Consider the following 26,508-nt stretch of genomic DNA (forward strand, 5'->3'; position numbering starts at 1 on the left):
TGGCCGGTCGCAACGGAGGCCGGGTCGATCAGGCGGGTCGCCCGGCGGGGTGACGTGAAAAGCAGTCCGAAAACTCAATGAACACAATGCTGACCAGGCCCGCGTCAGGAGTGACCCTGATCACCGCCCTGCCGCCCGATCAAGGAGGATCGCGTGCCTGGTCCCACGAAATACCTGCGTCGTCTCGCGCTGATGGCCGCCGCCGCTGGCGGCCTGAGCCTGCTCGCCGCTCCGATGGCGTCGGCCACGCCGTCGCCGGTCGACCATCCGGTGCGAACGACCGGCTGCCAGCGTCCGTCCCCGGTCCCCGCCGGGGCGACGACGCTGCGGACGTTGACGTCCGGCGGTCTGGTCCGCGAGTACACGGTGCACGTCCCGGCGCAGTACCGGTCTTCACGGCCGTACCCGCTGGTGTTGTCGTTCCATGGCCACAAACGGACGTCGAAGTATCAGGAGGAGCTCTCCGGGTTTTCCGCGTATGACGCGATTTCCGTCTACCCGCAAGGACTTCCGGGTACGGATGGGGAGTCGGCATGGACCGGCGCGCCGTACTCGGCCGCCGCGGACGACGTGCTCTTCACCAGTGATCTGCTGAACACGCTCCAGCGGGAACTGTGCGTCGATTCCCGCCGGATCTACGCGACGGGCAAGTCGAACGGCGGTGGGTTCGTCGGTGTTCTCGCTTGCCGGATGCCGGGCCGGATCGCGGCGTTCGCCCCGGTCGCCGGCGCGTTCTACCCGCAAGGCGGCGAGTGCCACCCCTCGCGCCCCGCGCCGATTCTCGATTTCCACGGCACGGCCGACGCGACGATCCCCTACACCGGGAACCCCGCCAAGGGCCTGCCGACCCTGCCGGATTGGCTCGCGGCATGGGCGGACCGGAACGGCTGTTTCCCGCGACCGATTCAGTACTCGCCGAAAACCGAAGTCACCGTCCTGCGATGGCTCGGTTGCTCGCTTCAGCACTACCGGGTCGAAGGAGCCGGGCACGTCTGGCCGAGCACCGCACCGAACAACGACTCCGCCACTCCGATCGTCATCGACGCGACCCCGGTCATCTGGAAGTTCCTGCTCGCCCACCGTCTGCGTTAAGAACTCGTCGATTTCCTTGCCGGACGAGCCCATCCGGCGCTACCGTCGAACTGACCGGATGACCAGATGAGCAAATCTGGTCATGAAGTCAGAGCATGGGAGCGCACGTGGCAGAACGTCCGGACCGCACCACCGGTCGCGCCGATCGCATCCTCGACGCGGCCGGCGTCCTGCTGTCGCGGCTGGGCTATCGCAAGGTGACCATCGAGGACATCGCGAGCCAGGCGGGTATCGGGAAGGGCACGGTCTACCTGCACTGGCCCACGAAGGAAACCCTCTTCCACGCGCTGCTCCTGCGTGAATCCCTCCGTGCCGCCGAGAACCTTCTCGAGCGGCTGGCCGAAGATCCGGCGGAAGTCGTCCCGCATCGGTTCCAGCGGGCCGCTTTCCTGTACACCCAGCGAAACCCGTTGCTCGGCGCGCTCATCACCGGCAACACCGAACTTCTGGGCCGGCTGAAGAAACATCCCTTGCAGGATCAGGACGCGGTCGTGACCGAGCGGTACCTGAAGACGATGACCGACCGGGGATTCCTGCGCGACGACATCCCGAACCTGCTGTTCTCCCTGCGTGCTTCGGCGCTGGGGTTCTACCTGATGGACAGTTTCACCGGCGACGGCGCCGACCTCACCAGCGAAGAGAAGGCCGACGCTCTCGCGCACATCATCCGGACGGCGTTCGAGCCGCCGGAGCCACCGTCCACCGCGAATCTGGCCGCCACCGCGGCCGAAGTGATCCAGGCGTTCCAGGATCTGATCTCGTCCTATCACGCCTGGATCTACCGGAAGGACGGCCCCGAGGAGCCCGCTTGATCCGCGCTCCTCCACCACGAGAAGAAGGGGGCAAGCCATGACCACGATCGCCGAAACCTGGGGTGTCCACGAAGCCCAGTTCTGGCTTCGGGACGAATTCCCGGCCGACCCGGTCCGTTTCGACGCCGAGACGGGCATGTGGAACGTCTACGGCCACGCCGAGGCGTTGAAGACCTTGAGCGATCCCAAGGTGTTCTCTTCCGACACCACCCGGCTGATCCCCAAGGAGATCTCGCCGGACAAGGATCTGTTCGTCGAAGGCAATCTGCTCCAGATGGATCCTCCGGATCACAAGAAACTGCGCACGCTGGTGAGCCACGCCTTCACACCGAAGGTCGTCGCGGATCTCGAACCGCGCATCGCCGCACTGACGCACGAGCTCCTCGACGCGGTCGACGGCGCGGACTCGATGGAATTGGTGACTCATCTCGCCTACCCGCTGCCGGTGATCGTCATCGCCGAACTCCTCGGCATCCCGGCGAGTGATCGCGACCTGTTCAAGGAATGGGTCGACACGTTGCTGCGGAACAGCCAGCAACGGTCGTTGATCAAGCAGACCGAAGAGGACAAGAAGGCCGCGGAGGAAACGTCCGCGCAGGTGAAGAACCTGGTGAACTACCTTTCCGAGCACGTCGACGATCGACGGCGGAATCCGCGCGAGGACCTGCTGACGAAACTCGTCGAAGCCGAGGTCGACGGCACGAAACTCACGCAGAACGAAGTCGTCAACTTCGCGAACGTGCTGCTGCTCGCCGGGCACATCACCACCACGATGCTGCTCGGGAACACCGTGCTGTGCCTGGATTCCCATCCGGACGAGTACCGGCGTGTCCGCGAGGACCGTGCGTTGCTGCCCGCCACCATCGAGGAATCCCTGCGCTTCCTCAGCCCGTTCGCACTCGTCGCCCGCGCCACGACGACCGAAGTCGAACTGGGTGGCCAAACGATCCCGGCGGACAGCATGCTCGGCATCTGGGTCGCCGCGGCGAACCGGGATCCGCGCACCTTCACGGATCCGGGCGTCTTCGACCCGGCACGGGCGCACAACCCGCATCTGGCCTTCGGACGTGGGATCCATTTCTGCATCGGCGCCCCGCTCGCCCGGCTCGAAGGCAAGACGGCGCTCAACATCCTGCTGGACCGTTTCCCGGATCTGCGCACCGATCCGGCTGTTCCTCCGTCGTTCATCCCCAGCCCGCACATGACCGGGGTGAACGAGCTCCGGCTGCTACTGAAGCCCTAACGGTCGGCGAACCGGGAGGCGAGCGGGACCACCATGCGCGGAATCCGCTTCCCTGGCGTGTACCGCAGTTCGGTGATGTTGCCGTTCGGCACGACGTAGGTGTCGGCGAAAGTGCGGAATCGGTGCATGGCCGCACTGTCCGGGGTGGTGGTCCCGGTCAGCAGTGACCACATGACCGCGCGGATGAAGAGGCCGTGCGTGAAGACGGCGATCGGCCCGGGTTCCCGTTCTCCCAGCCGTGCCAGGAATTCCTGGGTCCGGATGAAGAGAGCGGCGAAGGATTCCGCGCCGTTCACCGCGTGGTGCGGGTCGGCACGGGACCAGTAGGCCTCCGTGTACGGCTTGCGGGTGGCGGTGGTGGTGACCTGTCCATGGAGTTCGCCGAGAAAGGTGAACTCCTGGACAGGCCACTCCTCACGCTCCGCGCCGGGGAACCGCTCGATCGTCGGCTCGGCGGTCTGCCGCGCCCGTAAGAACGGCGACGTCACGATCAAACGAGGCGGTTCGGCCAGCGAATCCGCGATTTCGACGGCCTGCCGCCGGCCGAGTTCGGTCAACGCCGAAGCTCCCGGCTCGCCGCCGGGAAGCCCCGCGTTGGATTCGCTTTCGCCATGTCTGATCAGCCACACCCGTGCCACGATCGCCTCCTAGACCCCGTGTGCCATCGACGATCGCACCGAGCGGAGTTGATCGCGTCTTCCAGGATGCCCAATCACCGCGGAAGTGGCGGAATCTTCACCGGCCGAACTGTCCCGGCGAGCGTCCCTCGCCCGCGGGACCGCGGTACGCCTGCGCGATGTCGAGCCACTGGTCCGCCAGCGCGCCCTCGGCGCGGACGTCGAGGTCGTCGCGGTGACGGCGCCGGGTGACCAGCAGACAGAAGTCCTCCGCGCTCCCGGTGACGCGCTGCCGGGAGTCCTCGGGGCCGAACGTCCACAGCTGCCCGGACGGCGCGGTGATCTCAAACCGGAACTCCTGCTCGGGCGGGGTCAGCCCCCGGGCCTCGTAGCCGAAGTCCCGCACCCGGACGGCGAAACCGACGAGGTACGCGAGCCGGTCCGTCCGCTCCGGGCGCACTCCGAGCGCGTCCGCGATGTCCTGACCGTGGGCGAACAGTTCCATCATCCCGGCGCAGGCGAGGATGGCCGGCGGCAGCGGGTTGACCAGCCACGGGACGACCTGGTCCGCCGGGACCGCGGCGAGCGCCTTGATCCCGGCGTCGCGTTCGGCACGCCAGCGGCTGAGCACGACCTCGTTGGGGTCACCGAGGTAGTCGTCGAGAGCCGCGTTGACCGCGGCGTCGAAACCGCGCACCATCGAGCTCTTCATGACTTCGGCGAACCTCTGCGGCTCGCCCGCGGACAATCCGGCGATCTTGAAGATGAAGGAGAGATGCGCGATCTGGTGTTTGACCGACCAGCCCGCCGCGGGGGTCGGCAGCTCCCATCCCGCGTCGTCCAGGCCGGCCACCAGGGCATCGACCTGTTCGCCCTCCGTGGTGAGGTCCCTGATCACGTACCGGAAGTCAGTCACCGTGCCGTCCTCTCGCCGTTTCCACCCTCTCGAATGATGCGGACGCGCCGGGCCGTCGTCTTCTCTTCGTGAGCCCCGTCGAATTCGGACTTGATTCTGGAGCCGGGTCCAAGTTCTACCCTCGGATCATGCGAACCGAAGCGGCGAAGGCGCTGACGGCGTTGACCATGTCCCAGGTGACCTCTCGCGCCGGAGTCCGGCCGGACACCGTGCGCTACTACGAGCGCATCGGTCTTCTGCCCGCACCCGCGCGGACGACCGGGGCACACCGGCGCTACGACGAGGACGTCATCGACAGGTTGCGGTTCATCCGCGGCACCCAGCGGCTCGGGCTGACGCTGACGGAGATCGGTGACCTGCTGAGCGTGCGCGACACCGGGGTGTGCCCGTGCGAACCCGCCGAAACCATGCTGGAACGCCATCTCGCCGAAATCGAAGCGGAGATGGCCCGCCTCAGCGAGCTGCGCGCCGAGCTCACTTCCCTGCTGTCCGGGATGTCCGGCGACGAATGCGCCGATCCGCTTCCCGGCGCCTGGTGCCCGCCCGAATGCGGACCCGAGGGAGGAGGTGGATGACCATGCGGAACGACGACTGGTGCGACTGCGATTGCTGCGGCAGCGGCTGCTGCTGACCCGCTCCGGCGGGACCGGCCGGGCTTGACGTCACCCGGCCGGCCATCCGAGGTCAGTCCTGCGGCAGCAGCACCGTCTTCCCGATCCGGTCCTTGCTGACTTCCGCCGAATAGGCCATCAGCCCGCCCGCCTGCGCGTCCCGGAACAGCCGCTGGATCGGCGAAGTGCGCAGGAACCCCGAACCCCCGCCGGCTTTCAGGGCGACTTGGGCGACGTCGCGGGCGATGTCGTTCGCGAGCACCTTCGCCGTCATGGTCGCGGGCAGGAACTCCGGCGAGTTCTGATCCGCCAGCCACGCCATGTTCCGGGCGTACATGAGCGACGCTTCGAGACGGGCGTGGACGTCCGCGACTTCGAACTGCAGCCATTGCATTCCGGCGAGCGGCTCCCCGGTCGCGGGGATGACGCGGCTCCGGGCGTGCGAGATCAGCGCCTGCTCCGCCGCGTCGGCGATCCCCAGCGACAGGAAGGCGAGGCCGGCCGCGATGTGGTTCGGCCGCCGCACGGTCGACGGCGGGCACCGGCGGTCCTCCCGCAGAACTGTGCCTTCGAACGAGACGAGCTGGCTTCGGCTGGCGCGCAATCCCATCGTGTCCCAGATGGGAACGAAGGTCATCGTGTCGTCCGGCGCGACGCCGAAGAACGTGGGCACGCCGCCGACGAGCGCGTTGACCAGGAAGTGGTCGGCGACCTCGCAACCGGAGACGAACCGCTTGGCGCCGGTGAGCCGGTATCCGCCGTCCACGGGCTCGGCGACCTGTTGCGGCATCAGGAACATGTTGCCGCTGCTCGGTTCCGACAGCGCGTTGGCGAAACGCTTGCCGCCGATCAGCTCGTCGGCGTAGAAGCGCCCCACATCAGGGGCGGACAACTGGGCGAGTCCGACGGCGGCGCCGATGTGCATCACCCAGATACACGCCGTCGAAGAACAGGCCGCGCTGACGATCCGGACGATCTCGCCGTAGGTCCGATAACTGAGGTCTTCGCCGCCGAACTCCGCGGGCAAGGTGGCCCGGTCGAGTCCGGCCGCGTGCAAGGCACGGAGGTTGTCGATGGGAAGCTCGGCCGTTTCGTCGAACTCGGCGGCGCTCGCGGCGAAATCCTTCGCCAGTTCGGTGACGGTTTCGATCCAGTGACGTTCGTTGGCGGGTGGGGCGAACGGATGGACGGGCTCGGTCATGACCGCATCATGCCGGAAACGCGAAGGCCTCCCCGCCACCCCGAGAATGACGAAGGAGGCCTTTCACGGTCCGACCGTCACACTCCGGTGCAGGCGGCCATCGCGAATTCGCCGGAAGCGGTCTTGGTGGAGACCACCGCACCGTCGACGGTGATCTTGCAGGTGACGGATCCACCGGTCTCGCCGGTCGTGACGGTGAGCGTCCCGCCCTTGTAGACGCCCTTGTTCTCGACTTCCTTGTTCCACGGCAGCGCCGGGACGGTCTCCGTGACGGGGTTGAGGACCTCGCCGTAGATGACCTCGACGTTCGTGGCGTCGCCGGTGACCTCGTAGGACACCTTGGCGGTGCGGTTGATTTCGTCGTTGACCTCGTTGACCGCCGCGTTGAACACGAAGATCCACACCACGCAGACCACGAGGCCGAGTGCGGACAAGGCGATACCGGTGATGGAGAGCCCCTTGTTGGAGGCCTTCCCGTTCTTGACGCGGATCAGCCCGATGATCGAGAAGATCAGGCCGAGGATCACCAGCGGCCAGGCGATGACGCCGACGAACGGGATCGGGGAGAAGACCAGCCCCACCAGGCCGAGGACGAAGCCCGTGACGCCGATGCCGTTGCGGGGCGGCATCGGGCTGGCGGGGGCTTGCGGGGCCGGCGTGTAGGGGGTTTGCTGGGTCACGGGGGATTTTCCTTTCCAAAGGGATGAACGAGGCGGCATACAACCAGCGATCGCGAGGTGCCCGCGTCGTCCTCGGCGCGCGAACCCGGTACGACGAAAGTCGTAATCCACGCGTCGTGAAGGACCGTTTCCGCTGATGCCTCCGGCCAAGCGGGTTTGCGTACGCTCAGCGCATGGCAAGGCGCGTGCTCGGTGTGGTGCTCACCGTCGTGGCGGTCGCGGCGTGCGTGATCAGCAGCATTTTCGTCTTCAGCGCCCAGGGTTACCTTCCGGCGACACAATCCTTCGATCCGACATGGTGGTCCACGCTCGGTTTCTTCACCGGGATCGCGGCCGCGGTCATGCTCTGCTGGCGGCACAAATGGCCGGAACTCGTCCTCGGCATCGCCTTGGTACCCCCGCTCTGTTTCCGGTCCGACGCGCTGGCCGCGTTGGTCGCCCTCGCCGCCTTGGCCGCACGCCGCCGCGACCGCGTCCTGTGGAGCGGGTCCGTCCTGGTCTACGTCGCCACCGCGTGGGCGTTGTTCGGCGACGCCAACCGCCATCCCGACGTGACCGTCGCGGGGCAGATCGTCGGCAAGCAGTTCTCCGCCGTGCAACTGATGGGGACGTTGACGGTCGCCGTCGTGATGACGGCCGTGCCGCTCACCGTCGGAGTCGTCCGCGGGATGCAGGACACGCTCGCGATCCGTGAAGCCAAGGAAGAAGAACTCCGCGCCGAAATGACCCGCCGCGCGGAGCGCACCCGGATCGCGCGCGAGATGCACGACGTCCTCGGGCACCGGCTCTCGCTGCTGTCCTTGCAAGCCGGTGCGCTCGAAGTCAGCAAGGGACCCGCGACGACGGAAGCGGCGAAAACCGTCCGTACTACCGCGCGCCAGTCGCTCGAAGATCTGCGGCAGGTCATCGGGGTCCTCCGCGATGGCCAGGGTTTCGGCGAAACCAACGAGAACGGAATCCATCCGGAGCCGCCGCAGCCGACGCTGGCGGACATCCCCGAACTCGTGGCCAACGCCCGCCGGGCGGGTTTGGGGGTCAACGTGACGATCCTGCTCGACGACGCGGGCGGCGCGCCGGCGTTGCTCGGCACGACCGCGTACCGGATCGTGCAGGAGTCGATGACCAACATCCTGAAACACGCTCCGGGTACGACGGCCGAGGTTTCGGTTCGCGGCGGGCCTGGGAACGGGCTCACCGTCGAGGTCGTCAATCCGCTGCCCGCGATCGCCGCGGCGGGAAAGCCGCCGGGCGCTGGAGCCGGCCTGACCGGGATCGGTGAGCGTGTCACGCTGATCGGCGGCAACGTCAGCGCGGGCCCCACCGAAGAGCGCACATTCGCCGTCCGGGCTTGGCTACCGTGGGGACACCACTAACCTGTCCGGGTGAACCAGCGCCCACTGCGAGTGCTGCTCGTCGACGACGACCCGCTCGTGCGAACCGGTTTGTCGATGATCCTGTCCAGCACGGGCGACATCGAGGTCGTCGCGGAAGCTGGTGACGGGGACGAAGCCGTGCCGAAGGTGTCCATGCACGCGCCCGACGTCGTGCTGATGGACATCAGGATGCGGCGGATGAACGGTCTCACCGCGACCGCCGCGGTCACCGCGCTGCCCAACCCGCCGAAAGTTCTCGTGCTCACAACCTACGACCTCGATGAATACGTCTTCGACGCGCTCGGCGCGGGCGCCAGCGGGTTCCTGCTGAAGGAGGGCTCGCCGCAGGAGATCATCGACGCGGTGCGCGTGGTCGCGGCGGGTGAGGCGATGCTCTCGCCGAGGACGACGCGGAAACTCATCGGGCATTTCGTCGCGACCAGGACGAGCCCGCGCCGTCATCGGGCACGAGCCGGGCTGGGCACCTTGACCGAACGTGAGCGGCAGATCGTCACCGCCGTCGCGCAAGGCGGGACCAACGCCGAAATCGGCGCGGAACTGCACCTGAGCGAGGCGACGGTGAAGACCCACATCACCCGGATCTTCGCGAAACTCGACGCGACCAACCGGGTCCAGCTGACGATCTTCGCCTACGAAGCCGGGCTCGTCGCTCCCTGACCTTCCGTCGCGAGCAGCCCGGCGGCGACGGTCCCCCAGAGGACCACGGCGCCTCCGAAGCCGGGCACGAGCTGCCAGGCCGCGGTCCAGCCCGCGATCGCGAGCACGGCGGCCAGTACGGCGACAGCGCACAACAGCGCGCTCAGCACCAGGAAACGCCGTGAGCCGAACAATTTCGCGAACGGCAGGAAGTGCAGGCCGACCACGAAGAGCACCCACGCCGGCACGGCTTCGGGAAGTTCGAAGACCGCTGAGAACACTCGCGCTCCGGCGAAGATCCCCACCAGCATGAGCAGCACGGCGATCCCGTACTGCTTGCCGAACGGGCTTTCCTCCCGGCCGCCGCCCGCGGGCAGCCCGGCACCCCGACGGGCGGTCAGGACGAGCCAGCCCACCAAGCCCAGCACCGCGACGATGCCCACGACGACCAGCGGCGTCGATCCGTCTCCGACGGAGGAGGCGCCGAAGAACCACCATCCGGCACCGAATCCCACGCCGATCGCGGAACTGATCAGCAAGGTGATCAGATGCCCTTTGGTGAACCGCGCTTCCGTCATTACGCGAGCCCGGCGAGGATGGCGGCGGCTTCCTGCGGGTGCACGAGGAACCGGACGTGGCTGCTCGTCAGCGACCGCACGTCCGTCGGGTTGCCCGGGGTGAGCGCGTCCGCCTCCTTGATGAACCGGTCCTGCAGCGCGAGCGGCATCGACCGGTCTTCGGTGAGCCTGATGTAGGTGCGCGGGATCCGGCCCCAAGTGGCGGCGTCGGCGAGTTCGGTGCCGGCGTCGAGGCTCTCGTCCGGTTCGAGCGTGTTGAGGTAGGCGAAGAACTCCTGGTCGGTGCCGTCCTCGATCATCGCGATCTTCAACGCCGCCAGCAGCGCGGGATCGGCGGTGCGCCAGTTCATCCGGAGCGCGCCGAGTTCGGCCGGATTCGCGACGACGACCCCGCCGACGTCGTTGAGCGCGCTGCTCGCGTACTCGGGCCCCTGCATGTACTCGCCCACCGTCGCGTCGACACAGCACCACGCGGAGATGTAGACGATCCGGTCGATCAGCTCCGGGACGGCGTTCGCGACGCCGGTGAGCGGGAGCCCACCGCGGCTGTGCCCGACCAGGATGACGGGACCGTGCTCGGCGACCTTGCGCACGACGTCCACCACCTGCTCGACGGCCTCGGCCAAGGTGGCGCCCGCCTGGTTCGACGGCGCCGCGGCCAGCGCTTCGAGGTCTTGCGGCGCCTGGTAAGCGGGGTGGAAACCGGCGGCGAAGCCGTGGCCGGGAAGGTCGACGGCCAGCGTGCGGTGGCCGAGCAGGGCGAGCTCGCGTTGCAGCGGTCCCCAGGTGAACGAGGCGCTGTTGGAACCGTGGAGCAGGACGTAAGTGGGATTCACGTTCGTATCCTGACATCCCGGCTTTGCCCGGCCGACGGCTCAGTCCGCGATGAGCACCTGCCCCGCCCCGTCGAACCGGTAACCGACCCCGCGCACCGTCGCGATCGGTGTCAGCACGGGTTCCAGCTTGCCCCGGATCTTGCGGACATGGACGTCCACGGTCCGGACGTTGCCGCCGGACAGGCCCCACACCCGCTCCATCAGCGTGATGCGGTCGAAGACGCGGTCCGGATTCCGGCTCAGGAACAGCAGGAGGTCGAACTCGAGCCTGGTGAACTCCAGTACCTCGCCGCGCAGCAGCACTCGCCGCGAATCCGGCTCGATCCGCAACTGCGGCGCGAACTCACTGGACCGCCGCCGTCCGGCGAGTTCGACGACCTGGCCGGTTTGGACGGTCCGCGCCGTCAGCGTCACGCCGACAGTGTCCTCAAAGGACTCAAGCAGGCGCGCGGCGATCGTGGCGGCGTGCTCGGAGTCGGTGCTCACCCGCAACGCCAGGGTCAGCTCGACGGTCGGCTCGATGCTCACCGCGACCGACTGCGTCATCTCACACCACCCGGACCGGATGCCGGACGACGGCGTCGAACAGGTAGCCCTGGGTGTTGTGCGGGGTGACCTCGGGCTGGGTGACACCGGTGATGTCGGTGGCACGCGCCCGCAGCGTGTGGACTCCGGGAACGCCTGCGCGCCAGGGGATTTCCCAACGCTGCCACCCCCGATCCGCCGCCGCGCCCACGAACTTCGCCTGCCGCCAACCGCTTCCGGTATCGACGTCGACCCGCCGGATCCGGCCGTTGCCCGACCACGAGCGGCCGCGCAGCACCTTTCGGTCACCGGCCGCGAACTCGGCGTTCCAGGGCAGTTCGAACGCGCTCTTGACCACCTGCCTGGTCACGAGCGTGCCCTCCGCCGGATAGCCCGGCCCGAGCAGCCGGTAGTACTGCGTGTTCCACGGGGACACCAGTGGCGTTTCGGAGACTTCGATGCGCCCCAGCCATTTGATCGACGAGATTCCGGCCCAGGACGGCACGACGAGCCGGACCGGATGGCCGTGATCCGGCGGGAGCGGTTGCCCGTTCATCTCATACGCCAGCAGAACGTCCTGCAGCGCCTTCGCGACCGGCAGCGGACGACGCACCTTTCCCAGGTTGACCCCGCCGGTGATGTAATCGGCGTCCAGCCCCTCCGGCAGGACGTCGACCGCGTTCCGCGTCAGGCCCGCCTTGGCCAGCACCGTGGCGAGCCGGACACCACGCCAGCGCGCGACGCCGATCGCGCCGAGCTTCCAGGCCGTGCCCGACACCGTTTGCCCTTGCTGGCTGGTGAAGTAGCTCCGTCCGTTGCCCGCGCATTCGATGGCGGAAGTGATCGTCTCGGACGGCAATCGGAGCAGATCCCGGTAGCTGAACTCGACCGGCCCACCACGCAGCCCGCTCCCGAAGAGCTTCAGCCGCCAGGTGCCGACGTCGATCGCCGGAGTGGCGGTGTGGTTCCGCACGAAGAACCGCTCGACCGGGGTCAGATAGCCCTGGCCGCTCAGCGCCTCCCAGCGCGTCTCCGCGTTGGTGCCGTAGACCTCGAAGATCTCCGGCGGCAGGGGTTTCACGATCGGTGTGGCCGCCGACGCCGTACCGGACGGAAGCGCGCCGAGCGCCGTCAGCGCGAGCGAGCCGCCGGCCGTCAGCCGGAGCATCCCGCGCCGCGACAGCGCGTTCCCCGCCCGCCATTGCTCGATCCGCGTGCGGTCGTAGGTGGCTTCGTCGGTCAGGCCGGTTCCGGTCATGCGGCTCATTGTCGGCAGCGGCCGACCGCGCGGACCAGCATGTCCACAGAGCGGAACACTTCAGGTCCGGAACGCCGTTCGTGCCCCGGAGGAGACCCGTACGGCATCCACAGGAGCGCCATATACCCGCTGAGCAGGCACTTCTTGTGCGGAGGGCATGCTTTGAATCGTCCTTACTGCCTGGTCGGCGATATGCGGAAGGTCATGCGCGGGGAGCCTGGCCTCGATTTTCACCTCGTCGGAATCGTCGACGAGGCGTACAGCGAGCTGAACGATCTCGAACAACCGCCGCAGATGCTCTTCGGGTGCGTTGGCGAGGTTGAGGGTGAGGAAGGGAGCCCTGCATAACGCGGTCTCAATCTTTCCGATAATCGTCCCCACGAACCGGCTCTGTTGAGATCGTCCGCGACGAAGAAGTTCAGACCCGCCATGAAGTCGCCACCGACGGTGTTCTGTTCAGCCATGCCGTCCTCTTCTAGCCGCGCAGGTTGTCGATGACGAACTCGGAGATCTTCTTGGCCGCGCCGCAGGGATCGTTCTTCCAGGGACCGGCTTCCGCACGGCCGCGGGTGTTGGCGCCGACGTACACGAGTGTGGTGTCGTCGACCCCGAGAGCCAGCCTGCACGCCAGAGGTCCCTCGTCCTGCTTGGTCAGGACGTTCTCCTCGATCTCCGTGATCACCCCGGGGTAGCCGTTGATGGTGACTTCTTCCCAGTTTTTCGGGTTGTGGCGGCCACTCGCGTGATCGCGGTACAGCGTGCGGATGTTGTTGCTGTCCTCCAGCACCGGATGCCACGATGCGGTCACCTCGACCGATTTGCCGAACGCGACGAAGCATTCCCCGTCCCTGCCGCGCTGCTGGGTGCCGTTGTCACTGAATCCGATGCTCTGCAGCTGTTCCACGGTGATCGCCGTGCACGGATCTGCCTTGAACTTGGCGCCGTTCAGCTGTGCGGGGATCGGCGGGACCGACACCGACGGTTCCGGCGGGCGAGGTGGCGGGCTGGTTCCGCAGCCGGCCAGCACCACCATGCCGCCGGCCATCAGCAGGGCGAGTCCTCGGGCGAGACGTGGTTTCACGAAGGATCGGCTCCCGGTTTGATCCGCCAGCGGCGGGGTTCCCCGACCACCTCGGCACTCGTGCCGACATCCGGGATCTTGGGGAAGGTGGTCTCGATGGCGGTCAGCTCGAGACCGGTCCCGACCAGCGCCCCGATGTTGGTGATCATGCTGGCGAGGAGGGTGTTGCAGTCACGCCAGAACTTCTCGAAGGCCGAGTTGATCGCGTCCACGAAGTCCTTGGCCGACAACACCGCCAGTGGCGGGACGACCAACGACCCGAGAACGATCGCGAACTTCCCGCTCAGCTGCGCGAGGTTCGCCGCACAGTTCCCCAGTGCGAGCAACAGGTTCTTGTACGTGTCGATCACCGTGATCGCGACCGTGCTCACCGTTTTGGTTAGGGTCGTGACGGAGGCCTGGCCCTTGGTCAGGCCGTCGACGACCATCCCTGAATACATGGAGTACTGGTCGAACGCGTCGCCATGCCACGCGGCATTGAGCGACAGCTTGGCGTCATTGACCTTCTCGGCCGCGTCCTTCAACCGACTCTGCCTGGCGAACACGTCCGCGAGATCCAGCGTTTTCTGCAGGTCGCCGGCGACGAACACACGCAGCTTGTCCAGCAGCCCGATGATCCCGTGCGCGCCGATCAAGTCCGCGTATTCCCGGATCTTCGCGTCCGCGGCCTCCGGATAGGTCATGGTGGTGAGTTCCGCAGCGGCCTGGCCCGGGTCGGAGGTGGTCACTTGATCTCACCCTCCAGCTTCTTCATCCGCTCATACGCTTCCTGATCCAGCTGCTCGTAATGGTTCGCGGCCTTGCTCAAAGCAGCGCTCAACACAGCGAGCTGGGCCGAATTCTCGGCCGTGATCCGCTGAATCGTGTCGATGGCCGCGTTGTACCGGTCCACCGTCCCCAGACCGTTGAGCCCGGGCATCAGGTTCGTCGCCGTCCCCGGCAAACCCAAGTCATAGGGGCCGAGCGCGACATTCGCCAGATCCACGATCGCGAAGTTCTGCAGCAGGTCCGCCGCCTCCGCGATCGTGTCGGCCGCGGCCCGCAGCTTCTCCGGGTAGACGTGATAGCCCTGACCGGGACCGGGGTCGAACGGATCCGGAAGACTCATACCAGCCGCTCCTCATCCCGGACGGCGGCGATCGCCGTCTCAAACCGGCGGGCCGCGGTCTCCTCCGCTCGCTGGATTCCCAGCAGCAGCTGACGCGACAGGCTCGCCGCGGTGTAGTCCTTCATCGCGGCCACGTCCACCGATACGTCGACCAGCTCGCCGCCACCGGTCACCGTCACCGACCCCAGCTCTCCCGGCAACGTCCACGTGACGCGATCCCGCGCCGCGCTCGTCGCGGCCTGCTCGACCGCGGCCACCGTCGCGTCGATCTCTCGCGCCAGGTGATACAGCTCGTCCTGGTAGCTCACCAGCGATCCCGCCCCTCATCCTCGAGATCAGCGTCCAGGAAGTCGAGCTGATCGAAACTCTCTTCCTCGACCTCATCGGTATCGCGGCGAACCGCACGAGGCTCGGCCGCCATCCCAGCTCGGGGAGCAGACGGCGGAACAGAGTCCTCCAGCCGACCGGGTGCCGATCCGCGGGCGGGTTCAGGAGCCCATTCCTGGTCCTTGTCCACCACTGCTAGCACCTTGGCGACGCCGACCTGCGCGGCCTCACGCCGGGCCGCGGACACCGCCTCGATCACTGCCGGCCCCAGCCGCTGCGGATGCGTACTCCGGATCACATGATCCGCGATCGTCAGATCCACGAGCTTGCCCTGACCGGTCACCACCGCCGACGCAATACCGTCAGCCGACCGCCCCGTAAACCTAGCCTGCTCCAGCTCAGCGTCAAGCTCATCAGCCTGCTGCCGCAACCTGGCCACGTTCAATGACACGCCGGCTCGCCCTCCCCGTCGCCCGACATCTACAAGCCGCCCCCACGGCCCGACCGCTACGCCCGCGATTACCACACGAGCGTAGTCAGTCGAGCGTTCAGCGTAGTCGAAACCGCAGATTCGTGTCCCGTTGTTCCCATCACGCTGCAGTGATCATCAATTCAACCGCGCCTCGCGCTGAGGCCCGACGTCGCCGGAGTCCTCAGCTTCGCGATGCCAGGATCCGTCCTGGAACTCGCCCAGTCGGCACGACCGGGCCCCGGAGGTTGCCGAGCTGAACATCTGTTCGAGGTGTGGCATGGTGTCCTCGGGCCCGGCGCACCCCTCCCCCTTTGTGCGTCGGGCCCGCCATACCGGCGACGTAGCGCCGAGTTCCTGGTCACCCTCACTGCTCCCGGCGAGGAGACACGTAGTCGCCTGACCAAGTATTTCGTCGTCCTCGCGGTTCCAGCGCGTCTGCTAGGACCCACTGTCGATGAGGTGTAGCCCCCTTGCCGGGCGTACCCAACATGAAACTGACCCCATCCAGACCAGTGGCCGGTCGTCGCCTGCCATTGGCCGAGCAATCCAGGCACGGTGACCGTGAGGTCGAGCCCAGCGGGGAGTAGCAGTTTCGGCTCCTCGACCGGATACGCCACGCTGAGGTCAACCCACACAGGCCGATTTCGGCCGAATCACGCGACGGTGTTCACCTTCCGAAGACATAGCACCGCCCGTAGCGATCAGATGTCCGTCGGTGAACCGATCCACCCGGACGACGTTGCCGATCTGACCCGGACCACCAGGGCGGCACCGGCCCTGGCGACCGATGCACGTTCAGTCACCAATCATGGGTGATCGAGTTCCGCAGGATCGCCGGAGCCCACAGAACTTTCTCCTCCGAAATTCGGCAACCTCGTCAAGCCAGAGCCGCAAGACGACGCGCCATTCACATATCCGTCAACTACATGAACCTCGAAGCGCCCGGGGTCATGACCACCCGCCTCCCAAGCCATGTCGCTTGTCTCGACGTGCCACTCACGCCCAGTCGCACGCTCCCGCACCAGCCAGCTCAGCTTGGCCACCTCCTTATCCAGCAGTTAGTCCGACGCCAGCGAACACCTTGGTCCACCATGAGTAGAACATACGTTCGCACGACTCTGACGGGGCGTTGCCTCCGTGCCGTCGTCGCGATCTTGTGACCATGAGCCGTATCCGCCACCTGTGGATCGCAACTGTCACAAACTCGGACCGGGGCCAGACAGCCTGCTTGTCAGCCGCTCGGCGGTGGAAGCAGTCGAGCCGCTGGTGACAGATAGCTCTCACATTTGGTGACAGATACCGCTCACAACGAGGCACGGAGCGCAGGTGGAGGGCGCTTCCTGGTGACAGTTACGACTCACAGTCACAGATCTCACTGGACACGAACGACCAGCGCGGCCTCCGCGCACCCGAGGATCTTTGCCGCGCGTTCCTTGTTGCGATCCTCGCTGGCCGCGGACGGCCAGCGCTGCGACGCCAGGGGGTTCGAGCGTCCAGCCGGTGCCGTCGTTGCGATCCTCGCTGGCCGCGGACGGCCAGCGCTGCCACCACCCCCAACCACCCCGAGGAGGTGAGCCATGTTGCGATCCTCGCTCGCCGCGGACGGCCAGCGCTGCACTGGGGCGAGCAGAACAACACCGCCGTGCCGCAGTTGCGATCCTCGCTGGCCGTGGACGGCCAGCGCTGCCGACCACCGCGACCTTCGCCCACATCCCCACAGTGTTGCGATCCTCGCTGGCCGCGGACGGCCAGCGCTGCTCATCCGCATGAACCGGGGCGCGGTGCCGCAGCTGTGGTTGCGATCCTCGCTGGCCGCGGACGGCCAGCGCTGCCCATGGCAACGTGCGGTTGCACGCCGCCGTAGGCGTTGCGATCCTCGCTGGCCGCGGACGGCCAGCGCTGCCGGTGAGCTGGATCGGCTTGCCTCTCCTGAGGCACGGTTGCGATCCTCGCTGGCCGCGGACGGCCAGCGCTGCGGGGCGACCGCCTGCCCGCCGTGGTTCCGGCAGCAGTTGCGATCCTCGCTGGCCGCGGACGGCCAGCGCTGCGTCTTCTCCGTGACCGACGTGTGCTCGGTATCCACGTTGCGATCCTCGCTGGCCGCGGACGGCCAGCGCTGCGCCGCTGTTTCGGCGTCGACCTTGTTGTACTTCACGTTGCGATCCTCGCTGGCCGCGGACGGCCAGCGCTGCGGGCGTCGGCAGAGTAGTAGAGCTGGCGCGCGCGAGAGTTGCGATCCTCGCTGGCCGCGGACGGCCAGCGCTGCTGGAGATCGCGCCAGAGGCGTCGATCATGTCCTTCGGGTTGCGATCCTCGCTGGCCGCGGACGGCCAGCGCTGCTCTCGGACAGCCCCGACCCGACCGACCCGGTGAAGGTTGCGATCCTCGCTGGCCGCGGACGGCCAGCGCTGCCGTACCAATCGGCGGTGACCGTGATGCCGCTCAAGTTGCGATCCTCGCTGGCCGCGGACGGCCAGCGCTGCAACAACCGCACCCGGTACCCATGACCCAGGCCGCCGTTGCGATCCTCGCTGGCCGCGGACGGCCAGCGCTGCCTTCGCGATCTTCTCCAGCTGGGCGCCGATCTCGTCGTTGCGATCCTCGCTGGCCGCGGACGGCCAGCGCTGCCCAGCCCCTTGATCTTGGCGTACTCGCCGACCGTGGTTGCGATCCTCGCTGGCCGCGGACGGCCAGCGCTGCCGCGGCGCCACATCCGGCAGGCGAATGCCCTCCCGGGTGTTGCGATCCTCGCTGGCCGCGGACGGCCAGCGCTGCCTGCTCGCCCTGCGCGAACATCGTCGTCGTCTCCAGGTTGCGATCCTCGCTGGCCGCGGACGGCCAGCGCTGCCCTGAATGACCAGGGATGTCTCTAGCACTGCGCCGACAGCCATCTCCGCCATCCCATATTGCGAGATGACACGCCAGACGACGATTGAGGACCTCCCGGCGTGTCGGGCGACGCTTGGGGTTCCCAGCTACTACACGATCAACGGTCCTTGGTGCGGTGGCTCGACCGCGGCGCCGAGGTGCCTCGCTTGTCCGAAGGTTCCTCGGTCGAGTTGGTAGATTCGGATCGAGTCCGCATCGGGGTTGATGATGTCGCGCAGGTTCGCCTCGAGCTTCAGCCGCTGGCTGGCGTCACAGACGACCTCAAAGACGGATTTCTGTACGCGGTATCCGATACCCTCGCAAACTTTCGCGACCTGGCGTAGTCGCCGTTGCCCCTCGGGAGTGACCGTCTCGACGTCATAGGTGATCAGTAATTCCATCACGTCACCGTCCAGGGCAGATAAGCATCGGTGGCGCCACGCAAGTGCCGTGCGAGCAGACGGGCCTGCACCAGCGGTAGCAAGGCTGCAGGAATGTCCTGGCCGAGTCCGTTGTGCTGCCAGGTTCGTTCACGTGCCTGGGTCCATTGTTCAAGAAAGAACTTGCGTCCTTCCTCGGTGAGCTGGATTGCTCCGCCGGGAAGTTTCTCGGTGTGCGACGGTGCAATTTGCTGACGGTTGGCGAGGGTGAGCACCAACCTGTCCACCAGCAGTGGACGCAGTTCTTCCATGAGATCGAGCGCGAGTGCGGGTTTGCCGGGGCGCACGCCGTGCACGTATCCGAGGAAGGGGTCGAGCCCGACCTGCTCCAACGCGCCGTGGACCGCAACCCGCAGCATCCCGTATCCGAAGGACAGTAGGCAGTTGACCGGGTCCAGTGGCGGCCGTCGTGTTCGCCCGGAAGTCGCTGATGGGGCGATGACGGGGAGTGCCTGGAAATAGCCGCGAGCTGCGTTTCCCTCGATGCCGAGAACTTCCGAGAGCGATTCCGCGTCGGCCAACTGAGCAAGTGCCTGAGCGTGGTGATCCGCGAGGCCCCGTAGCTGAGACTGGCGTGGCCCACGAATGTCCCGTGCGGAACGCAGGAGCAACTGCCGGTAGTTGTGTAATTTGCCCGCTACCATCGCGCGGGCAAGCGCCAGTCGCGACTCAGGATTGTCGTAGGAACGAAACTGGGCTAGGCGTAGTAACGGATTTCCAGTTTGAGGACCTGTGGTGCGGGCGAGAAAACGACCATTCCGGGTGAGCCAGGTGACTGATCGGCCATCGGCGGCACATCGGTGGATGAGATCGTCGGACAGGTCGACGCCGTTCCAGGCAACGATGTGATCCAGCCGAACAAGCGGAACCAGATGTCGTCCAGGCCGTTCGGGGTGCACAATCCGGAGTGCGTCGCCGTCCAGATGCAGACTGGTTCCGGGGGTAATCGCATACAGGGTCGCCAGCAGTTCAGTCATTCCAGTCCCCCTCGGCGCGTGGTGTGAACAACGTGTTCAGCACGGACCGCGGCAGTTCGGGCACGCACCCCGGCCGGAGCGAGCAGCGCCGACATCGCGATTCGTGTGCTCGTCCGGGCAGTAGGCCGCTCTCCAGCAGCTCACGAACGGCATCTGCTCCCTCGACCACCTTGCCCGCCAGCTCATTGTCGACGTCGATCTGATGGCGTCGACGATCACGGCCAGAGAACACCACACCGTAAGGAACGTCCGCGTCGAACATCTCGCGGAGGCACAGCACCTGCGCGGCAACCTGCAGGTCGGCCGGACCGCCGGAGTGGTAGCGGCCGGATTTGTGCTCAACCGGTTGTGGCCCGTCGGCGGTGAACTGCACGATGTCGCACACACCATGGATGCCGACCGTGTCGCTCCAGACTGGTAGTGACCGCCATACTTTCTGCCGGTTGCGGTCGCTACCAGGCCCGATCCGGTCGACCGCGGCGTGCGCAAGGTCTCCGCGCACCGTGTCTACGTTGGACTGGAAGTAGGACTCGGCATGGATAAGTGTCGCCTGGCGCGGACAGTACGCATAGTGCTCCAGTGCCGAGATCGGAACGCTGCGGAGATCCTCACCGTGTGCGGCCACGGCTGAAGTCAGCCGATCAGTTTGCTGACGGTGACCCCGGCGGGCAGGTCGTTGTCGTCGACGGAGACGACGTAGTCGGTGAACGACCGGGGTGTGAGCATGGTATTGGAGTCGATGCGGGTCACCCGTACTCGTTCGGTGAGGGTGTGCGCGGGCGCAGAGCCGAACGCGTCGGCATGGCTGAACACGTAGAGACCGCGTGGGCTGAGCGTGCCGCGAGTCGCGGACCGGTCGTGGTCGAACATCATCTCCAGGCTGCGGTAGAGCAGTTCGAGGTCTCGAACGTCCACTCCGGTCTTACCGGCACGCGTGGCCGAGTAGTAGACCTCGGCCTTGTACAGTCCGTAAGGGATCGTCCACTTACCACCCATCTCGGTGCTTTCGCCCTTGTCGATGTCTTCCTGCCTGGTCTGGGTGACCCGAGTGATGGCGTGATCGATCGGAAAGACCGGGTCGATGCTGCGTGCCATGCCGACCTGAACTGGCCCGCGGATCTGCCCGAGAGCTTGCGTTTTGCCGACCGAGAGAACCGAGCCGAATAGTCGGATGTCGACATAGCGGTCACACAGCCAGGCACGTGCGCGGTCGGCGTCTTCGGGTGTGATCTTGGTGCCGAGCTTCAAGCCGGTCGCCTCGTAGGAGGCTTCCAGGCGGGGGTTGAGGGCGTATCCGGCCTGGACGAAGATGCCGTAACGGGGGTCGTCGGCCGCGGCTAGCGCAAGCGTGTCACGGATTTTGCGTTTGAGGGCGACATCGGTGATCAGGCCGTGCCCGGTTTCGTCGTCGGTGCGGGGCCGGTTGCCGGCGTCCGGGTCACCGTTGGGGTTGCCGTCGACGACGTCGAAGAGGAACACCGCGTCGTGGCGGACGGCCGGGTTCAGGTGCGGCAGGGTCATGCGGAGTGCTCCTCGGAATTCTTGGCCTTGGCGGAGGTGATGGCCGCCATGCGGTGGGCTCGTTGGTGGTGATAGCCCAGCATGAACAGTGCTTGCTGGGCGGGGGTGGTGCGTGCGGGAAGTCCGGTTTCGACGGTGATCAGGTTGAACAGCTCGTCGAGGGTCTTCTCGTGGTTGACCGCCGCGCCTTTCTTGCTGCGGCGCAGTTTGCGCAGCCACGCGTTCGCGGATTTGCGGCCGTGCAGCAGCGCGGCGCGCGGATTGCTGATCGCGCCGGGGAAGTAGCGGTCGGCGTAGGTGGTGTTCAGTGCCCCGCCGGAGGCGTCGTATTGCAGGGCTTCCAGGGCGGCGAACGCGCGGCCGGCGACGTAGGCCGGGGTGGTGTTGGTGGTGTCCAGTCCAGGCATCGGTTTCTCCGTCGCGGTCGGGGATCGCAGCAGCGCTAGGCGCAGCAAGGCAGCGCGGGGGTCGTCGAGGTGCCCGTCCGTGCTGATGCGGTGGATCAGGTGGATCAGCAGCGAGGGCGGCAGCACGTGGCCGAACACGGCGACACGCAGGAGGTCGCGGTGCACGCCCTCGGGCCGGTCCGCTCCTTTGGCGCCGAAGTCGGCGTAGCGGTTGCGGTCGCGTTGCCATCGGCCCGTGGCCAGGGTGAGCAGGCCGATGCCGTGCCGGCGTCGCCCGTCCGGCCACAGCGGCACAACCTCGAGGTCGGTGAACCAGCGCGCCAGGTTGGTTTCCACTTGGGCGAGCGGCATCTCGACCCAGTCGCGCACCATGACACGGGCGATGTTGCCGCCCACGGTCAGCGAGCAGAACTTCTCCCCGTCGACCCCTAACTGTCGTGCTCCAGTGCGGACCGAGTTCAGCAACGCGGTGACCTGGTCCGGGTCGGGCTGTTCCAGCAGGCGCATGACGTCGAACGGCTCCGTGCCGGTCACCCACCAGGCCATCCGGCTGTCCTGCCCGCCATAGGCGGTGGAGTGCGCGGAACTCAAGACCCCGACCAGACCGGCGGAGGCGGCTTCGCCGCAGGAGAAACACACCGGCGAGCACGCCAGCTGGGTGGTCAGGTCGTAGCCGAACACACGCTCGTTGACGCTGACCAGTGCGGCGTCATTGGTCGCACCCGGCACCAGGCGGGACGGGACCTTGCCGGGCACGGTGTCCAGCAGCGGCGCGATCTTGCCGCACACCAGGCAGATTCCGGTCTTGCCGCCGCCTTTGCGGCGGGCGACCTCGGCCGACCAGAAGTCCACCACCGAGTCAGCCTGATAGGCGGGCCGGCCCGCCACGGTGATCAGGACCCCCTGTTTAGCCGTGCACTCCGGCGGTCGTTCGATCGTGGCCAGCGCGCCGGAGGTGTAGAACGCGGCGAGTGCCTGCACCACCGGATCGTGAACCCCGGCATTACTACCGGCCCACTGCCGGGTCAAGTCAATGAATGCTTGCAGGCATTGCGCGACACGCTCGGGCTTGCTGTCCTCGTCGGCCCAGCCGAACACGTACTGCACGTCATCGGCCGCGAGATTCGCCGCGACCCCTGCCGTGCGGACAACCGCGGGCACCACATGCGCCACCCCGGTCGCACGCCGCCCCGCCGCCTCGGCCGGGACCAGCGGCTGAAGATGCGTGGACAACGGGTGGCCCTGCGCATCCAGGTCCAGCCGCCACGACAACAACTTCGAGCGGTGGAACGGCTTGGCCGTGTCATCCCTCGCGGCGAAATCCGCCAGACGCTGCAGCAACATCAATTCGCTCCCGGCACGCGGATACCGTCGGCGGGCACGTGCAAGACCCCGCCATCCAGACGAGCGGTGAACCAGGAGAAGCCCGGCGGCGAACTCGACCGGTCGATGCTGTGCAGCATGATCCCCAGATCCTCGGTGTGCTCGATCGGCGTCATCGCAGGGTCCGGGTCGCTGAAGTAGGCCGTGTGCTCGCGAGTCCCGAGATAGGGCTGGGAGAAGCAACTTCCCCTCGTGACCCGGCGGCGGAACTGGTCACGGTAAGCCGCTTCCCGCTTCGTGGCACGCGGACGCAGGAGCACATGGGCATGGATGCGGTAGGCGACGTCCTTCAGGCACACGGCGTTGCGCTGCACCCGGTTCGCGACCGTGTCCACTCGCCGCCGTCCGCTCGCGGCGTCGGCCAGCGACGCCAGGTCGGTGGTTTCGTTGCGCCGCTGAGTGAACTGCTTGATCGGTTTCAAGACCTCGATGGCAACCACCTGCCACGAGAACTCCGGCTTCCAGTAGATCGCCTCCAGCACACCCACCGCGGCTGTCGGTGTCATCACCGGATAGGTGACTCGTTCCACTTTCAGCTCCGGCCGGGTGAACAACGCGGCATTCCCCCAGACCTGGACCACTACAGGCGGTTCGCCCCCGGACGACCGGGGCAATTGCGGCCTTACCACACGCACTCCTTGCCAATCTCACCTTCATCGATGCCGACGCACTCGTCATAGGGGCCGGCCCACTCCCACAGCCCCTCCAGCACCGGACGGCACAGCGCCTGTATCCCAGGGTCGTTCATCACACGCTGGGGCAGCGACACCGTGTACGGCTGTAGTTTCCGCCAGACCTTCCGATCTGCGCCCTGCGCGGCCCGGGCCCGGTCGAGCAAGGTGTTCACCACGTTCTGGTCCACATGGGTGCTGACTACGACCGGGACCGTGTCGTCATCGAGCATCCGGAACGCCAGCGCACGGTCACGCTGCCCCACGCCGCCGTCTGTGACCGGCCCATCAGCGACCGAACGGAAATCGAAGGCCTTCCGGTGTCGCTGGATCGCCGTGGCTCGATCCCCGTGTTCCACGTTCAGGCTGCGGTAGAGGTGCTGGTAGTAGGCGCGCAACGCGTCCACATCGTCCGGATCCTGTTTATCCGGACCAAAATAGGCTCTCGTTGAGCCGACCGCGGTACGGTAGAAACCGGGAATTCGCGTGTCGGCGGCGTCGAACACGATCACGCGTCCCGGCCGATCCTGTTTGCCTTCACGGTTCGCACGCCCGGCTGCCTGCTGCAACGCCTCGGCGGAAGCCAACGCCCGGAACACCATAGGAAAGTCCAGATCCACTCCGGCCTCAATCAGCTGTGTCGAGACCAGCACCACCGATTTCCCCGCCGCGAGCAGCCGCTGCACCCGGTCAAGCACCTGACGACGATGAGCCGGATACATCCGCGTCGACAGATGCAACACCACCCCCGACGCGCAGCCGGATATCAAGCGATGCACCGTGCGCGCCTGATCGACCGTGTTCACCACCACCAGGGCCTGATGCTCCGCGCCGGCGCGCTCGGCGACCTCGGCCAGCGTCGGCCGCGGATCCAGCCACCACTCGTAGCTGACCCGGCGCAATCGCTCGAACAACGCCGCGGGCTGATCAACCAGATCCACGACCGCGCGGTCGCGCCACACCGCGAGGTCATCGAACGCTGGCTGCGTCGCCGACGTCAACAACACCGTCGTTCCGAAATACGTCGTCAACACCTTCAGCGCGTCCAGGATGGGCACCAGCAACGTCAGCGGCAACGCCTGCACCTCATCCAGCACGATCACCGCGCCCGCCAGCCGATGCAGCTTCCGCGACCGCGCCGGCTTACGCCCGAACAAGGAATCGAACAGTTGCACCATCGTCGTCATGACGAACGGGGCGTCCCAGTTCTCCGCTCCCAACCGTGACCACCGCTGGTCGAACTCGACCTGCGAATGATGCTCCAGCACGACATCCGCCCCGAGCAGGCTCCGATACACCGCAGCGTTCTGCTCGGTGATCGTGATGAACGGGACCGCCACAATCACCCGCCTCTGCCCGTTCGCGACCGCGTGATGCAACGCGAATCCCGCAGACGTCAACGTCTTCCCGGAACCAGTCGGCGCGGGCAGCCGATACACACCCGGCCGGCCGCCGGCCTGTTTCACCACCGACTCGTACAACTCTGACCGCACGACGTCGATCGGCGACACCGGCCGAGCCGCCAACAGCTCAGTCCGACGCTCCTCGAAACGCCGCAACAACCCGGCCATATTCGCCTCAGCAGCGACCACCGCCCGCGGGAGCCCGGCGAAATGCGCCGCCGTATCCAGATGATCGGCATCCACCAGAGCCGAAAACACCAACCGCAGCCCCATCTCCGCAACCAACGGATCACGACGCCACGGCACCGGAACTAGATTTTCGACGTCCAGAACCCCGCGGGCCTCGGGCACCTCGCTGTAGAACCGCGCCAAGGTGTCGTCATCGCCGTGCTGCGGCGTCAGTCGCGCCACCTGCTGCCGGTCCTCGAGCCCGCCATGGTGTCCCGCGACGGCCATCGCGTACACACTCGCAACCGGCCGCAACATACGCGCACCCAACGACTTGTGATCACCCCCGACGCGGCCGCCCGTCTTCTCGGCCAGCAACAGACGCTCCTGCCAGCCGCACTCGGCCTTACCCGCGTCGTGCCACAACCCCAGCGCCCACGCCAAATCGCGCGCACCAAACCGCGCGGCGAACGACGCCGCTAACTCCGCAGTCGACCGAACATGATCAGCCAACCCATGCCGCACACCCACGCCATTGACGCTGTGCGCCAAAATCGGCGGCGCCACCAATCAACCCCCTCTCCCCGAGCCAGCCATCATGGCGCACCTAACGTTCACAACACGCGATCCATTACACAACACGCCACCTGTTCACTCGAACAGCCGAACACGACAACTTCGGAACGAAGTCAGCGCTAGACGCGCAGATCTCAGAAGCGACATTCTCCTGCCGCCCGAGTTCAGTTGGCCATTCCCATAAGTAACCCGCAGTTACGATCCTCCGCCAGTGCACCTCGAGGATTCACTGGCTGCTGGCGTAACACGATGCTTAGAGATTCACCCGTTCTTCCAGGCGCCTACTGTCCGGCGACCTCCCTCGCCTCCTAACCCAGGCAAAGTTGCGTCCTAACCCAGACAACGTTGCGATCCCTCGCTGGCCGCGGACAGCCAGCGCTGCTTGTTGAGGCGTCAGGCGTGCTGCCGAAACACCCGGTTGCGATCCTCGCTGGCCGCGGACGGCCAGCGCCGCTCGGCGCGGATCCTGACGACTCCGTACCCGGCCGCCGGGTTGCGATCCTCGCTGGCCACGGACGGCCAGCGCTGCGGGTCGTTACCTGGCGTTGCGCTTCATCTGGCGCACGTTGCGATCCTCGCTGGCCGCGGAGGGCCAGCGCTGCGTGCCGGAGGCCCGCGTGCGGTCGTGGTTGACCCGGTTGCGATCCTCGCTGGCCGCGGACGGCCAGCGCTGCAGGCCTGCCCGCACGTTCAGCTGGCTGTCGGCC

The 26,508-nt window shown here is 66.8% G+C and carries 27 protein-coding genes and 2 CRISPR repeat arrays (1 of these 29 only partly in view); of the genes, 6 read left to right on the plus strand and 21 right to left on the minus strand.

Features of this window, described 5'->3' with window-relative positions:
• Window positions 1–153 precede the first annotated feature (153 nt).
• From AB8M46_RS05700 to AB8M46_RS05710, 3 genes are all read left to right on the plus strand, one after another.
• Window positions 154–1,092 (plus strand): alpha/beta hydrolase family esterase, encoded by a 939-nt coding sequence (locus AB8M46_RS05700; protein WP_394359728.1) that lies wholly within the window; start codon window positions 154–156, stop codon window positions 1,090–1,092.
• 107 nt (window positions 1,093–1,199) lie between these two features.
• Entirely contained in the window at window positions 1,200–1,904 is a 705-nt protein-coding gene (locus AB8M46_RS05705) for a TetR/AcrR family transcriptional regulator (RefSeq protein WP_394359729.1), read from the plus strand.
• A gap of 37 nt (window positions 1,905–1,941) precedes the next feature.
• The gene (locus tag AB8M46_RS05710; RefSeq protein WP_037340759.1) at window positions 1,942–3,147 is read left to right on the plus strand and encodes a cytochrome P450; all 1,206 of its coding nucleotides are present in this window, start codon (window positions 1,942–1,944) and stop codon (window positions 3,145–3,147) included.
• Here AB8M46_RS05710 and AB8M46_RS05715 read toward each other — a convergent pair.
• Window positions 3,144–3,785 carry a histidine phosphatase family protein gene (locus AB8M46_RS05715; protein WP_037340757.1) on the minus strand — a complete coding sequence of 214 codons (642 nt, stop codon included), beginning with the start codon at window positions 3,783–3,785 and terminating at the stop codon, window positions 3,144–3,146. The genes AB8M46_RS05710 and AB8M46_RS05715 overlap by 4 nt on opposite strands.
• 97 nt (window positions 3,786–3,882) lie before the next feature.
• On the minus strand, window positions 3,883–4,680 hold the full coding sequence (locus AB8M46_RS05720; protein ID WP_125733533.1) for a TIGR03084 family metal-binding protein: 798 nt from the start codon (window positions 4,678–4,680) through the stop codon (window positions 3,883–3,885).
• 128 nt (window positions 4,681–4,808) lie between these two features.
• Here AB8M46_RS05720 and AB8M46_RS05725 point away from each other — a divergent pair, with 128 nt between their 5' ends.
• A complete protein-coding gene (locus AB8M46_RS05725; RefSeq protein ID WP_394359730.1) occupies window positions 4,809–5,255 on the plus strand; it encodes a heavy metal-responsive transcriptional regulator in 447 nt (148 codons plus the stop codon).
• Window positions 5,256–5,364: 109 nt separating this feature from the next.
• Here the strand turns inward: AB8M46_RS05725 and AB8M46_RS05730 are convergent, their stop codons facing one another.
• Window positions 5,365–6,492 (minus strand): acyl-CoA dehydrogenase family protein, encoded by a 1,128-nt coding sequence (locus AB8M46_RS05730; RefSeq protein ID WP_394359731.1) that lies wholly within the window; start codon window positions 6,490–6,492, stop codon window positions 5,365–5,367.
• Window positions 6,493–6,569: 77 nt separating this feature from the next.
• Window positions 6,570–7,121 carry a DUF4190 domain-containing protein gene (locus AB8M46_RS05735; protein WP_037340750.1) on the minus strand — a complete coding sequence of 184 codons (552 nt, stop codon included), beginning with the start codon at window positions 7,119–7,121 and terminating at the stop codon, window positions 6,570–6,572.
• A gap of 224 nt (window positions 7,122–7,345) precedes the next feature.
• Between AB8M46_RS05735 and AB8M46_RS05740 the strand changes: the two genes are divergently transcribed.
• Entirely contained in the window at window positions 7,346–8,545 is a 1,200-nt protein-coding gene (locus AB8M46_RS05740) for a sensor histidine kinase (RefSeq protein WP_394359732.1), read from the plus strand.
• A gap of 30 nt (window positions 8,546–8,575) precedes the next feature.
• Window positions 8,576–9,223, plus strand: coding sequence for a response regulator transcription factor (locus tag AB8M46_RS05745; protein WP_350591920.1), 648 nt, complete (start codon window positions 8,576–8,578; stop codon window positions 9,221–9,223).
• On the opposite strand, the gene AB8M46_RS05750 is transcribed toward AB8M46_RS05745, so the two are convergent.
• The 17 genes from AB8M46_RS05750 to cas3 all read right to left on the minus strand — a co-directional run bounded on the left by AB8M46_RS05750 (window position 9,196) and on the right by cas3 (window position 25,792).
• Entirely contained in the window at window positions 9,196–9,780 is a 585-nt protein-coding gene (locus AB8M46_RS05750; protein WP_394359733.1) for a DUF7010 family protein, read from the minus strand. The genes AB8M46_RS05745 and AB8M46_RS05750 overlap by 28 nt on opposite strands.
• Complete coding sequence (locus AB8M46_RS05755) at window positions 9,780–10,616, minus strand: alpha/beta fold hydrolase (RefSeq protein ID WP_394359734.1); 837 nt, start codon at window positions 10,614–10,616, stop codon at window positions 9,780–9,782. The genes AB8M46_RS05750 and AB8M46_RS05755 overlap by 1 nt, the downstream gene beginning before the upstream one ends.
• A gap of 39 nt (window positions 10,617–10,655) precedes the next feature.
• Window positions 10,656–11,162, minus strand: a complete 507-nt coding sequence (locus AB8M46_RS05760) for a winged helix-turn-helix domain-containing protein (RefSeq protein ID WP_394359735.1) — start codon at window positions 11,160–11,162, stop codon at window positions 10,656–10,658.
• Between the two features lies 1 nt (window position 11,163).
• On the minus strand, window positions 11,164–12,399 hold the full coding sequence (locus AB8M46_RS05765) for a sulfite oxidase (protein WP_394359736.1): 1,236 nt from the start codon (window positions 12,397–12,399) through the stop codon (window positions 11,164–11,166).
• 60 nt (window positions 12,400–12,459) lie between these two features.
• Window positions 12,460–12,780 (minus strand): hypothetical protein, encoded by a 321-nt coding sequence (locus AB8M46_RS05770; protein ID WP_394359737.1) that lies wholly within the window; start codon window positions 12,778–12,780, stop codon window positions 12,460–12,462.
• Between the two features lie 94 nt (window positions 12,781–12,874).
• Window positions 12,875–13,480: a DUF3558 domain-containing protein gene (locus tag AB8M46_RS05775; protein ID WP_394359738.1), complete on the minus strand. Its 606-nt coding sequence runs from the start codon at window positions 13,478–13,480 to the stop codon at window positions 12,875–12,877.
• Entirely contained in the window at window positions 13,477–14,208 is a 732-nt protein-coding gene (locus AB8M46_RS05780) for a hypothetical protein (protein ID WP_394359739.1), read from the minus strand. Before AB8M46_RS05780 ends, AB8M46_RS05775 begins: the two co-directional genes overlap by 4 nt.
• Window positions 14,205–14,588 carry a hypothetical protein gene (locus tag AB8M46_RS05785; protein WP_394359740.1) on the minus strand — a complete coding sequence of 128 codons (384 nt, stop codon included), beginning with the start codon at window positions 14,586–14,588 and terminating at the stop codon, window positions 14,205–14,207. Before AB8M46_RS05785 ends, AB8M46_RS05780 begins: the two co-directional genes overlap by 4 nt.
• Window positions 14,585–14,896 carry a hypothetical protein gene (locus AB8M46_RS05790; RefSeq protein ID WP_394359741.1) on the minus strand — a complete coding sequence of 104 codons (312 nt, stop codon included), beginning with the start codon at window positions 14,894–14,896 and terminating at the stop codon, window positions 14,585–14,587. The genes AB8M46_RS05785 and AB8M46_RS05790 overlap by 4 nt, the downstream gene beginning before the upstream one ends.
• The gene (locus AB8M46_RS05795) at window positions 14,893–15,366 is read right to left on the minus strand and encodes a YbaB/EbfC family nucleoid-associated protein (RefSeq protein ID WP_394359742.1); all 474 of its coding nucleotides are present in this window, start codon (window positions 15,364–15,366) and stop codon (window positions 14,893–14,895) included. The genes AB8M46_RS05790 and AB8M46_RS05795 overlap by 4 nt, the downstream gene beginning before the upstream one ends.
• A gap of 1,383 nt (window positions 15,367–16,749) precedes the next feature.
• Window positions 16,750–18,235: direct repeats of the CRISPR family, unit length 37 nt; unit sequence GTTGCGATCCTCGCTGGCCGCGGACGGCCAGCGCTGC.
• A 130-nt stretch (window positions 18,236–18,365) separates the two neighbouring features.
• Window positions 18,366–18,656 carry a CRISPR-associated endonuclease Cas2 gene (gene cas2, locus AB8M46_RS05800; RefSeq protein WP_394359743.1) on the minus strand — a complete coding sequence of 97 codons (291 nt, stop codon included), beginning with the start codon at window positions 18,654–18,656 and terminating at the stop codon, window positions 18,366–18,368.
• Window positions 18,656–19,672, minus strand: coding sequence for a type I-C CRISPR-associated endonuclease Cas1c (cas1c, locus tag AB8M46_RS05805; protein ID WP_394359744.1), 1,017 nt, complete (start codon window positions 19,670–19,672; stop codon window positions 18,656–18,658). The genes cas2 and cas1c overlap by 1 nt, the downstream gene beginning before the upstream one ends.
• A complete protein-coding gene (cas4, locus tag AB8M46_RS05810; protein ID WP_394359745.1) occupies window positions 19,665–20,297 on the minus strand; it encodes a CRISPR-associated protein Cas4 in 633 nt (210 codons plus the stop codon). Before cas4 ends, cas1c begins: the two co-directional genes overlap by 8 nt.
• 8 nt (window positions 20,298–20,305) lie before the next feature.
• Complete coding sequence (cas7c, locus tag AB8M46_RS05815) at window positions 20,306–21,193, minus strand: type I-C CRISPR-associated protein Cas7/Csd2 (RefSeq protein WP_394359746.1); 888 nt, start codon at window positions 21,191–21,193, stop codon at window positions 20,306–20,308.
• Window positions 21,190–22,944 (minus strand): type I-C CRISPR-associated protein Cas8c/Csd1, encoded by a 1,755-nt coding sequence (cas8c, locus tag AB8M46_RS05820; RefSeq protein WP_394359747.1) that lies wholly within the window; start codon window positions 22,942–22,944, stop codon window positions 21,190–21,192. Before cas8c ends, cas7c begins: the two co-directional genes overlap by 4 nt.
• The gene (gene cas5c, locus AB8M46_RS05825) at window positions 22,944–23,618 is read right to left on the minus strand and encodes a type I-C CRISPR-associated protein Cas5c (RefSeq protein ID WP_394359748.1); all 675 of its coding nucleotides are present in this window, start codon (window positions 23,616–23,618) and stop codon (window positions 22,944–22,946) included. Before cas5c ends, cas8c begins: the two co-directional genes overlap by 1 nt.
• Window positions 23,606–25,792, minus strand: coding sequence for a CRISPR-associated helicase Cas3' (gene cas3 / locus AB8M46_RS05830; RefSeq protein WP_394359749.1), 2,187 nt, complete (start codon window positions 25,790–25,792; stop codon window positions 23,606–23,608). The genes cas5c and cas3 overlap by 13 nt, the downstream gene beginning before the upstream one ends.
• Before the next feature lie 353 nt (window positions 25,793–26,145).
• Window positions 26,146–26,508: direct repeats of the CRISPR family, unit length 37 nt; unit sequence GTTGCGATCCTCGCTGGCCGCGGACGGCCAGCGCTGC; it runs 402 nt beyond the window's last position.

The sequence above is a fragment of the Amycolatopsis sp. SB7-3 genome (assembly GCF_041021335.1).
In the GTDB taxonomy this organism is placed as follows: domain Bacteria; phylum Actinomycetota; class Actinomycetes; order Mycobacteriales; family Pseudonocardiaceae; genus Amycolatopsis; species Amycolatopsis japonica.

Excerpts from the sequence above, each read along its gene's own strand:
- cas8c (WP_394359747.1), bottom strand. The coding sequence starts at position 22,944 with ATGTTGCTGCAGCGTCTGGCGGATTTCGCCGCGAGGGATGACACGGCC.
- AB8M46_RS05750 (WP_394359733.1), bottom strand. The coding sequence starts at position 9,780 with ATGACGGAAGCGCGGTTCACCAAAGGGCATCTGATCACCTTGCTGATC.
- AB8M46_RS05710 (WP_037340759.1), top strand. The coding sequence starts at position 1,942 with ATGACCACGATCGCCGAAACCTGGGGTGTCCACGAAGCCCAGTTCTGG.
- AB8M46_RS05760 (WP_394359735.1), bottom strand. The coding sequence starts at position 11,162 with ATGACGCAGTCGGTCGCGGTGAGCATCGAGCCGACCGTCGAGCTGACC.
- AB8M46_RS05730 (WP_394359731.1), bottom strand. The coding sequence starts at position 6,492 with ATGACCGAGCCCGTCCATCCGTTCGCCCCACCCGCCAACGAACGTCAC.
- AB8M46_RS05785 (WP_394359740.1), bottom strand. The coding sequence starts at position 14,588 with ATGAGTCTTCCGGATCCGTTCGACCCCGGTCCCGGTCAGGGCTATCAC.
- AB8M46_RS05740 (WP_394359732.1), top strand. The coding sequence starts at position 7,346 with ATGGCAAGGCGCGTGCTCGGTGTGGTGCTCACCGTCGTGGCGGTCGCG.
- AB8M46_RS05765 (WP_394359736.1), bottom strand. The coding sequence starts at position 12,399 with ATGACCGGAACCGGCCTGACCGACGAAGCCACCTACGACCGCACGCGG.
- cas1c (WP_394359744.1), bottom strand. The coding sequence starts at position 19,672 with ATGACTGAACTGCTGGCGACCCTGTATGCGATTACCCCCGGAACCAGT.
- cas2 (WP_394359743.1), bottom strand. The coding sequence starts at position 18,656 with ATGGAATTACTGATCACCTATGACGTCGAGACGGTCACTCCCGAGGGG.
- AB8M46_RS05735 (WP_037340750.1), bottom strand. The coding sequence starts at position 7,121 with ATGCCGCCCCGCAACGGCATCGGCGTCACGGGCTTCGTCCTCGGCCTG.
- cas7c (WP_394359746.1), bottom strand. The coding sequence starts at position 21,193 with ATGACCCTGCCGCACCTGAACCCGGCCGTCCGCCACGACGCGGTGTTC.
- AB8M46_RS05725 (WP_394359730.1), top strand. The coding sequence starts at position 4,809 with ATGCGAACCGAAGCGGCGAAGGCGCTGACGGCGTTGACCATGTCCCAG.